Genomic DNA, 10,882 nt, shown 5'->3' with positions numbered 1-10,882 from the left:
CGCGTAAATCCAGAGACAGGGTGCGTGACGACATCCAGCGCCGGCCTCCATCCCGGCCGTTACCTTGAATCAGATCACACACAGATTGGGAATCCCAAATGATTCAATCAGCAAAGAAAACGCTCTAGTGCTGATTTTATAAATATAACTTATGATCTATCTATCTATAATATTACGATTTTCCATTCGAAAATTGGGTATATTCAATTATAAACATGATACGGGTATCAAAAACAGAATATGGTTCTTTCTCATGTCTTGTATCTCAGCTGCCGGGCCGGCGGTCTGCATTCGCTCACATTTGTATAGGTCAGATCATCATCCAAATCCGGGTTTGAGCACTTATAATCCGAGTTCTCAACAGAAGCATCCGAATGGATTTGAAGGTAAGAGGCGAAACCTTTTCCGCAAGTTATATCCTCGACTGTATCAGAAATAACTCCCACCTACGATTACTTTTGATGTGATATTAGTTCATTTTTTATTTTCGGACAGGCTTATCCTTCGACTGACCCAGCGCGCCCAGATGAGCATTAGGACGACTGACAGCGCAGCAGTCAAACCAACTGCCGTGAAGCCAATATCTCCAATCTCTATCTGAACGCCAAGGGCTTCTAGTAACGCGAATAGTGCCATCCCGTATGATAAAGTCACAATAAGCCAACCTACAATCTGACGGTAACGTTGGACTCCGGCTCCCCCATCGCGTGTCGTCCTGAGTAATTGGCTGACGATTTGACTATCGCATGTATCGGCGAGCAACATACCAAACGTAAATGCGAGGGTGATTGAAGCCGTTGCGAGGATTCCTCCATGTGTAGTCGCGGCTGCACCCCATGCAGCAGCTTGGGTTGCCGTGTCGAAGACCAATCCAAAGATAACTCCAATCAACATTACGGCGGCCGGATGGGTGCTGCTACGCAGCGGAGCTGGTAACAACCGTGAGCGCCAGCCGACTGGAACGTACTCTCTGCGACGCAGGAGAGCGACAACATTGAGTGTGCCGACCAAAGTCAGAAGCGCGATCACCATGGCGTCGATGACGCCCCCTATCCAGCTTGGTAACGCGATCCAAACCGACAGGACCGAAACACCCAATACGACGGCTGCAACGGCGAGGCCGTGCCCGAACGCAAACAGAGTTCCAGCCCATCCGGACAGGCGCGGACGTATCTCGACCATGCGAAACACTATATTATCGATCACGGCGACATGATCAGGGTCGAGCCCATGCCGTACACCTAGCACGAACATCAGGCTCAGTGCTGGCAGCGTGGTGTCGATCAAAGAGCGATCTCCGGCACGAGGTTGCATTGCGCTCGGGAGATGAGACAAAGCTGCATGTTCATTTGTATCGGCATCGCCCCTGCGATCACCGGTGAAACGACGACTAAGATCGCACCGGTAGCGGGCACTTGAACCCATAATCGTTATGTTATAACGTAACATTAGTTCCTTCCATCGCTAAGGTCAATCGCCTGGCAGGCCAGCCGGCTGACGCTGTGATTGCGCATCACGAAAGACCAAAATCTTGTATCGACGAGGCAATGAAGCAGCAGTGCTGATTAAGCCCAAATTCCCCCACTTGTTTGTAAGGTATGGCGTGAAAGCGAGGAGATTGATTGCCAGTACCGGTCTTTCTCTGGCATCGCTGAGCATCGCGACAGCAGCGGCGCAGCCTTTGCGACCTGCAAACATGTCACTATCTCACAGACGACCTGCCACCGCTCGCCCGGTTTCTGTAGCACGGGATGCGCAATCGTTAGCTCCCCCTTCGCCTGCTCAGGACGAGACAATCGAGACAGTGGGGCGTCATCAGCGTTTGCGCGCCACGGTGGCTGTAGGTGGTCGCCTCGGGCTGTCGCTGCAGCACAGCCCGGCAACGATAGACATCATCCAGCGCTCGGTGATGCTCGAGCGCGGCTACACCCACGCGGAAGATGCGGCAGACAGCGCGCCTGGCGTCAGTTCGGGAGGATCTCCAGGTAATCCGGCGCAGCTTCTGATGCGCGGCTTCACCGGCGATCAGATCCTGATGCTGCGCGACGGCATCTACTACGGCCCGACGACGACGGTGAACCGCCCCCAGAACACGTTCAACCTTGAGAGCCTTCAGATCATCAAGGGGCCATCCTCGGTCATCTACGGCCAGGGGGCGGTCGGCGGCACGGTGGACATGACGACGCGCGATTCAGCGCTGGATGCAGCGCACGCAAACGCCCTGGTGTCCTACGGCAGCTTCAACACCTGGAACGCCGGCATCGGTGGCTCGCTGCCGCTGACGAAGACGCTGGCGATCCGCGCCGATTTCAGCCGCACGTCGTCGGACGGTTACGTCAAGGGTGCCGACCCCCATAGCAACGACCTGACGGTTGCCCTGCTCTGGAAGCCGAGCAATACATTCACCGCGCGCCTAGGCATGGACTACCTGACCGATCAGCTCTCAACCTATTACGGCACGCCGCTGGTGCCGACGGCACAGACGGGGGCCCCGGCGCACGGATTGCTGCAGTCCACGCAGGGGCTGGGAGTCGCAAGAGCCTCTCTGTGGCGTTACTACAACGTGCGCGATCCGCGCGCGGCCAGCACCAATGCGACACCGACACTGCGCCTGTCCTGGCAGCCGCGTTCCGATATGGCGTTCACCAACAAATCCTATTTCGTTTACGCCAAGCGGCGCTGGGACAACGCGGAAGCCTACACCTACATAGGCGGGCCGGGTAGCGCGGATGCATCTGGCAATCCGATCGCGCCGGGCAGGATCGGCCGCGATCGGTTCTATGTCTATCAAAACCAGCATCAGGTGGGCGACACGCTCTACGGCCAGTTCGACCAGCATCTGGGATCAATCCGAAACCGTGTTGTAGTGGGCGGAGATGCGTATTATATCCGCTTCATCCGCAACCGAGGCTTTCCGGATGCGAGCTATGCCGACAGCGTTTCGCTCGTCAGCCCCGAGGGTGGGGCGCTGGGCGCCTTTTCTGGTGAGTTACCGTATCGCAAATCGCCTACGACACTGCGGGACGCTGCCGTCTTCTTCGAAGACGTGTTGACGTTTCACGACAATCTGCGCCTTGTCAGCGGCTATCGCTACGACTGGCTCTATCTGGACCGGCAGAATTATGCGCAGAACGGCGCCTTCCTGCCCGGTAGTAGTTTCACGGGGCACTATAACCCGAGCAACTTTCGTATCGGCCCTGTCTGGGATCTGGCGCCCAATCTGAGCCTTTACGGCACATTCACCACGGCCGAAGACCCACCAGGCTCCAGCCTGTTTCTGGCCAATCGCGGTCAGTTCACGCGGCTCGCTCGCACACGCCAAGGCGAGATCGGTCTCAAAGGCAGCTTCTGGCAGGACCGAGTGACAACGACGCTCGCACTGTATGACATCCGCCGCAGCCACATCCTGGTGGCTACCGGCCCTGACACGGTTGCTCAAGGCGGCGCACAGGTCTCGCGCGGCATCGAATTGCAAAGCGACCTGACTCCCATGCACAACTTCAGGATTTCTGGTAACGTCGCCTACACCTATTCGCGCTATCGCAACTTCTTTCCCTATGCGGGCGTGAACGCGTCAAACAATCAGGTGCCGGACGTCCCGTCCGTCACGACCAATCTATGGGGGACCTGGAGCCACGTCGCGGGGCTGCCCGCTGACCTTGGTGCAGGCCTGCGCTATGTCTCGCAGCGAAAGGGGCAATACCCTGACGCTGGATCGCTATGCGCTGGCCAACGTCTTCGCGGCCTGGCACTTTCAGAAGCACGTCACTGTCTATGGCCGGATCGATAATCTGGCGAACAAACATTACATTCAGTGGGCCGATGTCAGCTATCCGAGCGAAGTGCTCCTCGGCGCGCCGCGATCCTTCTCCATCAGCGTGCAGGCCGGCTTCTGACATGAGCGCCTCCATTCCTCGCGAGGAGGCGCTTGCCGCAGCGAGGAAGGCTCCAACCACCGGTCGGACGGCGCGATCATGCCCCCGTGTACCACGCTGGTTCGCGCTGCTGCATCGCTGGCTCGGGATCGGCATGTGCCTGTTCTTCGCCATGTGGTTCACGAGCGGCATCGTCATGATGTTTGTGCCCTATCCATCGCTGGATCCGGCGGCGCGTTATCGTGGTGTCCCTGCGCTCGACATGCGGATGGTCCGACTGGCGCCCGGGGATGCATTGACACGGTTGGGACTGCACAATCAGACAATAGAGCGTTTGATATTGCTTCCAAGACCTGTTGGTGAAGCATCCCGTCACACAGCTATGGATCACCCGACCTATGTCATCTGGTCGTTACATAACAGAGCGCGAGTGATCGACGCCGCGACCGGCGCCATATTGCCTCTACTTGAGGCCGATGGGGCGCGGTTTCAGGCGGAACGGTTTGCGGGCGGTATGGCGCGCACTGTGAACGGCCCGTGTGGGGACGATCAATGGACTGTCGCCCAAGGCTACGACCCCTATCGCCCGCTTTGGCGCGTCGATCTCGCGGACAGCGCGGGCAGCGAAGTTTACGTCTCGGCCATCTCTGGCGAGATCGTTCTGGCCACGACCCGGATGGAACGTATTGCCAATTATGCTGGCTCTGTCGCGCACTGGATCTATCCAACGTTACTGCGACGTTATCCAGGCTTTTGGGCGAATACTGTATGGTGCCTATCAGGGATCGGCGTCGTGCTCGCGCTCAGCGGCATGGTCCTCGGTATTCTGCGCAGCATGATCTCGTTGCGCAACATGCGTCGGCCACGGCTCAGCCCGTTTCTTAGGACCCACCGACTGCACCATCTGCTTGGTCTGTCCGCTGGCCTGTTCCTGACCACCTGGATCGTCAGCGGATGGCTATCAGTGGATCACGGACTGATTTTCCCAACCGGGCAACCGGATGCGGATCAGAGCAAGGCTTATCAGGGAAGATCCTTGGAAGCGGCGGTTGGCGAGATTGCGATCTCGGCGCTGAACCGGATAGCCGGTCCTTCAGCACTTCGCTTTACCTCGGTTGGCGGGATGACCATTGTAGAAGGGAGCGATGCGAGCGGCATACGTACTACATGGAATGCGCATGGAGATCGTCTCGCATTTGTACCTGACGTAACACTTCTTCATGCCGCCGCCGCAGCCTGGCCATTAGCACGTCCAACGCGTGTAGATGCAATCAGCCCAGACGACCTTTATGGACATCTGATCTATCAGGGCCTACCGGAGGGTGCCGTGCGGATGCGCTTGGGCAACATCCATGGACTGCCTGGCAGCACGTGGGTCGACGTGGACCGCACAAGTGGTGCGTTGCTGGATGTGATGGACTGGCGGCGTCGGCTGTATCGTTGGCTGTTCAACGGGTTGCATACGTTCGATGTGCCGGGACTGAGCCATCACGGCGTTCTTCGCCGACTCATCATGGCGCCTATTCTGCTGGCCGGGCTGGCTTTGAGCGTTACGGGTATAATTATTGGCATGAAGCGACTACGCGTCCAGCCCCGTAGGCTGCGCTGATAGACGAGCTACTGGGTTTACCTGAGGCCTGGTTCGTGTGATGCCGGTTGGACGAGAAGCGAATCGACAAGATATGGTATGAGGTTATCTGACGGATTGGGAATCTCACACGATTCAATCTGCGCGGAAAACGCTCTAACACTACTTTGGCAGAAAACATTGGGAAGGGATTCCCTTGACGCCCGATCGCTGATTGATAGGAAACCGGATATGATGAGGGCTGGCGATGGACGGGGATTGGCGAGCGGATCTGGATGCATGGCTTGACCCCAGTTAACGTGACATCACCGCATCTCTTCCACAAGGCGAAAGCTCAAAGGGAAGCGGAAATATAGCCTTACCGCATGAGCGATCAGCTCAAGAGAAAATCGGTGCCGTTTGTAGCTCAAACTGGACGCGCTCATCGACCGCTTTTACCATGCCGCAGTTAATGTGACAGTGCCCCTGCCGTTTCGCGCCCATTTCACCTACTTCCGATAATAAAGATTATTGGCGGTACGTCGACATATTGGGAGGCGATTCCAAGGATCTCTGTCTGGAATGGGGGGGGGCGAGCCGTCGGTCCGCTTTCAGGAGGCGATGGGTCGTAGCTGCCGTCCCGATTGGAATCGTTCATCGGGGAAGTCGAAGCTTTCCTGAAACTCATTCGCAGCGCCCTTGCGGGAACGCTGCTCGCCTGACGTTACTGCCAGTCCTGCAACCATCCCGCACCGGCAAGAAGGTGTATGGCCTCCCTAATCCGATCCGGAGCAGCGGTTTCGAGCGCTGCTACGTCCTCACCCATCAGGGCGCGCATCTGGTGCGGCGCGAACACAAGGTCGATTAACTTCGCCGCCAGCGGAAGCGCGCGCGCCAAGGTGTCGGGTAATACGTCTTGCTGGCCGATAATGGCAGCGGCGACCCGAAGCATTCCGCCTTCGCGTCCGATCCTGTCGGCGAGGCGGGCCAGTTCGGGCATCCTGTGCGCCGTCGACATTACGACGCGCATCAGGGCGATTACCTCGGGCCGAAGCGAGTGCGACAGGATCGATTGCCCCGCCACCATCAGCCGCGCCTCCAGCGGAAGATGCCATGGCACGTCGGTCGCCGGGGCGAGGCCGCGATCGACATTATCCCGGATGACGGCGGCGAACAGTTCCTCCTTATTGGCGTAGCGCGCATAGATGCTTGCCTTGCCCGCTCCAGCCAGCGCCGCGACCTGATCGCAACTGGTCGCGTCAAACCCACGATCGAGGAACAGGCTCGTTGCAGCGTTAAGGATGCGGCGGTCGACCTCTCCGGCCTGCGTGGCCGGTGGACGCCCACCATAACGGCGTGGCCTCTTGCCTGAGGTCGAAGGGAGGATCGTTGACGTCATTCCCATCAGATAGAGCCAACTGCTGTCAATGTGAACTAGACGGACACGTTCAGTTTATATAGATGGTTGGATATGACCAACATCCTCATAGCCGGTGCGGCCGGCGACCTTGGCTATCGCATCAGCACCGCGCTCGTCCGACGCGGTGCGGCGGTATCAGCGCTTATCCGGAAAGGATCGCCACCAGACCGGCTGGCGAAGATCCGCTCGATCGGTGCTACGCCGGTCGAGATCGATTTCGAGGACGCCACGGCGCTGCGCGAGGTCTGCCATGGGGCTGGCTGCGTCGTCTCGGCGCTGAATGGACTGGAACCCACCATCATCGGTGCGCAGGGACGACTGCTGGATGCGGCGGTAGCGGCGGGCGTGCCTCGCTTCATGCCGTCCGATTTCTCGCTAGATTTCACGAAGACGCGCCCTGGCGACAACCGCAACATGGACCTGCGCCGCACCTTCATGGCGCGCGTGGATGCGGCGCCGATCCGCGCCACATCGATCCTGAATGGCGCGTTCGGCGAGCTGCTGACCGGTGAGGCCCCGATCGTCCTGCACAAGCTGCGCCGTATCCTATGCTGGGGTGATCCCGACCAGCTACTCGACTTCACCACCAAAGACGACGTGGCGGACTATGCCGCCGATGCGGCACTCGACGGGCAAGCGCCTCGCTTCCTGCGGATCGCGGGCGACGTGGTGTCGCCCAATGACCTCGCCGCGCTGATGTCCAGACTCAACGGGCGGCGCTGGCGAACATTGCGACCAGGCGGCCTTGGCCTGCTTGGGGGCCTGATCCGCATCACACGCGCGTTGTCGCCAGCGACCGACGTGCCATTTCCGGCCTGGCAGGGGATGCAATACATCCGCGATATGTCGAGCGGGCGCGGCAAGCTGACGCCGCTTGACAACGATCGCTACGGCAAGGCCGCCTGGACGCGCGTCGCCGACATTCTTGCGCTCACCATCTGACAGGCCGTTCGGAGCCACGCCATGACCGATGCCGTCGAGCCGTTCCACCTCGCCGTTCCGCAAGCCGATCTGGATGACCTAGCGCAGCGCCTAACCGACATTCGTTGGCCGGATCCGGGGACGATAGACGATACCAGCCAGGGGCCGCCGCTCATCAAGGTCCGTACGATGGTCGAGCGCTGGCGCGACGGCTATGATTGGCGGGCGTGCGAGGCGCTGCTGAACGGCTGGGGCCAGTACCGCACCACCATCGACGGCCTCGGCATTCATTTCCTGCATATTCGCTCGCCCGAACCCGACGCGCTGCCATTGCTGGTGACGCATGGCTGGCCGGGATCGGTGCTGGAGTTCCGCGATGTGATCGCCCCGCTGACCGATCCTGTGGCGCACGGCGGTGAGGCGTCCGACGCCTTCCACCTCGTCATCCCGACGCTGCCGGGCTTCGGCTTCTCAGACAAGCCGACCGCACCTGGCTGGAATATCGGCCGGATCGCGGGCGCCTGGGTGACGCTGATGAGGCGGCTCGGCTACAATCGCTGGGCGGCGCAGGGTGGCGATTGGGGCGCGGGCGTCACCACGACGCTCGGTTACATGATGCCTCCTGGACTTATCGGCATTCACCTTAACATGGTGTTGTTCCAGCCGACCGACGATGAACGCGCCGGTGCCGATGACGCAGAGCAACGCATGCTCGCGGACGCTCAGCGTTACGATCAGGAATATGCCGGCTATTACAAGCTTCAGAACACGCGACCACAATCCGTCGCCTTCGCGCTCGCGGATTCGCCCGTGGGCCTTGCAGCCTGGGTCTACGCGCTGTTTCAGGACGTGTCGGATAGTGGCGGCGATCCAGAAAAGGTTTTCTCGCTCGACGCCATGCTGGACGACATCATGATGTATTGGCTTCCCAACGCCGGGCCGAGTTCGGCGCGCCTCTATTGGGAGACGGCACAGGCCATGCGAAAGGGCGGATTTTCGACTTCGCCGATGGCGACGCCGGCCGGTATCAGCATGTTCCCCGGCGAACAGGTCCGCTTGTCACGGCGTTGGGCGGAGTCCCGCTTCGCCAACCTGGTCCACTTCGGCGAGCCGGACCGCGGTGGGCACTTCGCCGCGCTGGAGCAGCCGGTACTATTCGTGGGCGAGGTACGCCAGACGTTCCGCTCCCTGCGCTGATCCCCCGTCCCCCAGGCGATTGTTGATCGGGAAAGCGAACCGCACCGGAATCGACAGAGATCAGTTCTCACAGAAGCATGTTGCCACGTCCGCTTTTCGGAGAGGTCATACCACGCTTTGGCGTCTGTGAGGCAGGCGATAGCGGGATAACCGTTCAGATTGAGCAGTGTCGCTGCCGAACCGGATAAGCCGCCATTTGACCATCTTCGGACATGAACAGGGCATCCTCGGCGATGGCCTGCGCGATAAGGAGATGATCGAACGGGTCGCGATGATGCTGCGGGAGCGCCATCAGACCCTGAAGATGGGCGGAATTGATCGCGAGCCAAGTAAACCCGTCCCGTTCAACGGCTTTCAGTATTTGATCCAGATTCCCCTCCAGCTTGCCGATGCGTATTTTTACCGCGATCTCCCACAGCGAAACGACGCTAACAAGGATATCGTGCGCCGGGTCGGCAATCAGATCCCGCGCTTCTAGCCCCAGGCGGTCACTGTCCACCAGCCACCAAAGTAGGGCGTGGGTATCAAGGAGGATCTTCATAGAGGCTGATCGACGCTTTCGAGCATGTCGGTCGGCGTCTGGTCAAAATCGTCGGCCACGCGCAGATGGGCGCGCAGGGAGCCCGGAACCCGCCGAGCCCGCAGGGCCGGGCCCGGCGGCCGCAATTCGGCAACAACCTCGTCATGGGACGTGACGAGGATGACCTGTCCCTGACGGACCTGACGCAGATACGTCGTTAGATTGCCACGGAACTCCCGTACGCCGATTTTCTGCGGTTCGTGACTGACAGCATGGACCATGGATACTCTCCTTTGTGTTATCATATCCTGTACACAAATGGAGCGCATCCATTATCTCGGCATCCCCCTACAGGTCGGTCGCCTCGGAAAGTGCAAGTGCGTCCTCCACGTCGACGCCGAGATAACGTACCGTGCTGTCGAGTTTGGTGTGGCAGAGCAAAATCTGGATTGCCCGGATATTCCCGGTACGCTTGTAAATCAGCGCCACCTTGGTCCGCCGCAGCGAATGCGTGCCATACTCGCCCGCCGACAAGCCAACCGCGGTGACCCATTCGTCGAGCAGGCGTGCGTATTGGCGTGTGCTGAGATGCGCCGAAGCACCCAGGCGGCTGGGAAAGACGAAATCGGTCAGCGTCCCACCGTGATGGTCGAGCGAAATCTTGATGCTTTCTCGGGTTGTCTGGGTGATCTCGAACTGCACCGGGCGCCCCGTCTTTTTCTGAACGCTCAAGGCACGATGACGAACCTGACCGCTGGCGACGATATCGTTGATTTTAAGGGCGACCAGATCGTAGTCGCGCAGTTTACTGTCTATTGCCAGATCGAACAGGGCACGGTCACGGATCCGTTCTTCACGGGCGAGATGAAAGCGGATTGCCCAGACATGCTTCTCTTTAAGCGGACGCTTGGCGCCGACAAAGCGCCCTGCATTCCATGGAAGTGCGGCGCGGAGCGTAGGATGGGGGAAGGACGTGGGCTTTGGCCTGACAGATCTCCAGACGCTGCAGATTGCAGCATCAGGATCAAGCGAGATTAGCGATCGGCTACATCCGGTTTCGGAAACGACGGAAAGCGCTTTCTGCGTCTGCGAAGAGGCGGAAGCTGCCAGCCGGTTGGAGCACATTGGATAAGAGCGACGAGCCTCCGAGGCACGCTTTCCAGCCCGTCCTCCGCCCATCACACCTACTTCCGACAATAAGAAAAACCGGAAGTAGAAAAAGTGGCGGAAGACCGGCAATTTTTGGCGTTCTAGAATCTTATCTCGCTATGCCTTATCGCCTGATCCGAAACATCAGGCTCGAGAAGTTTTCCATGAAGGCCGCAGGCCGCAAAACCGTAGCGGGCAAGCCTGGTAAGGCACTGTGCCGCTCGATGATCAGT

Annotated in this window: 9 protein-coding genes and 1 pseudogene; 4 read left to right on the top strand and 6 right to left on the bottom strand. The window is 59.3% G+C overall.

All coding sequences use genetic code 11. The features are described from left to right. Nucleotides 1–474 precede the first annotated feature (474 nt). Nucleotides 475–1,449, bottom strand: coding sequence for a HoxN/HupN/NixA family nickel/cobalt transporter (locus tag ACWNRM_RS14340; protein ID WP_485172246.1), 975 nt, complete (start codon nt 1,447–1,449; stop codon nt 475–477). 169 nt (nt 1,450–1,618) lie between these two features. Here ACWNRM_RS14340 and ACWNRM_RS14335 point away from each other — a divergent pair, with 169 nt between their 5' ends. Both ACWNRM_RS14335 and ACWNRM_RS14330 read left to right on the top strand, forming a co-directional pair. Continuing rightward, nucleotides 1,619–3,790, top strand: a complete 2,172-nt coding sequence (locus tag ACWNRM_RS14335; protein WP_485172245.1) for a TonB-dependent receptor — start codon at nt 1,619–1,621, stop codon at nt 3,788–3,790. A 107-nt stretch (nt 3,791–3,897) separates the two neighbouring features. After that, nucleotides 3,898–5,484: a PepSY domain-containing protein gene (locus ACWNRM_RS14330; RefSeq protein ID WP_023978896.1), complete on the top strand. Its 1,587-nt coding sequence runs from the start codon at nt 3,898–3,900 to the stop codon at nt 5,482–5,484. Nucleotides 5,485–5,774: 290 nt separating this feature from the next. Here the strand turns inward: ACWNRM_RS14330 and ACWNRM_RS14325 are convergent. Further along, nucleotides 5,775–5,888 (bottom strand): annotated as a pseudogene (locus ACWNRM_RS14325) (IS6 family transposase); the annotation flags it as partial. Nucleotides 5,889–6,166: 278 nt separating this feature from the next. Continuing rightward, on the bottom strand, nt 6,167–6,841 hold the full coding sequence (locus tag ACWNRM_RS14320; protein ID WP_023978895.1) for a TetR/AcrR family transcriptional regulator: 675 nt from the start codon (nt 6,839–6,841) through the stop codon (nt 6,167–6,169). Between the two features lie 72 nt (nt 6,842–6,913). On the opposite strand from ACWNRM_RS14320, the gene ACWNRM_RS14315 reads away from it, so the two are divergent. Then, a complete protein-coding gene (locus ACWNRM_RS14315; protein ID WP_222546378.1) occupies nt 6,914–7,804 on the top strand; it encodes an NmrA family NAD(P)-binding protein in 891 nt (296 codons plus the stop codon). A 21-nt stretch (nt 7,805–7,825) separates the two neighbouring features. After that, nucleotides 7,826–8,980: an epoxide hydrolase family protein gene (locus tag ACWNRM_RS14310; RefSeq protein WP_023978893.1), complete on the top strand. Its 1,155-nt coding sequence runs from the start codon at nt 7,826–7,828 to the stop codon at nt 8,978–8,980. 154 nt (nt 8,981–9,134) lie between these two features. Here the strand turns inward: ACWNRM_RS14310 and ACWNRM_RS14305 are convergent, their stop codons facing one another. The 3 genes from ACWNRM_RS14305 to ACWNRM_RS14295 all read right to left on the bottom strand — a co-directional run bounded on the left by ACWNRM_RS14305 (nt 9,135) and on the right by ACWNRM_RS14295 (nt 10,697). Then, complete coding sequence (locus ACWNRM_RS14305; protein ID WP_485171359.1) at nt 9,135–9,521, bottom strand: type II toxin-antitoxin system VapC family toxin; 387 nt, start codon at nt 9,519–9,521, stop codon at nt 9,135–9,137. Next, the gene (locus ACWNRM_RS14300; RefSeq protein ID WP_023978891.1) at nt 9,518–9,781 is read right to left on the bottom strand and encodes a type II toxin-antitoxin system Phd/YefM family antitoxin; all 264 of its coding nucleotides are present in this window, start codon (nt 9,779–9,781) and stop codon (nt 9,518–9,520) included. Before ACWNRM_RS14300 ends, ACWNRM_RS14305 begins: the two co-directional genes overlap by 4 nt. A gap of 67 nt (nt 9,782–9,848) precedes the next feature. Then, complete coding sequence (locus ACWNRM_RS14295) at nt 9,849–10,697, bottom strand: tyrosine-type recombinase/integrase (protein ID WP_485172244.1); 849 nt, start codon at nt 10,695–10,697, stop codon at nt 9,849–9,851. Nucleotides 10,698–10,882 lie beyond the last annotated feature (185 nt).

The sequence above is a fragment of the Asaia sp. A2 genome (assembly GCF_057319415.1).
This window is presented reverse-complemented; position numbering and strand designations above follow the sequence as displayed.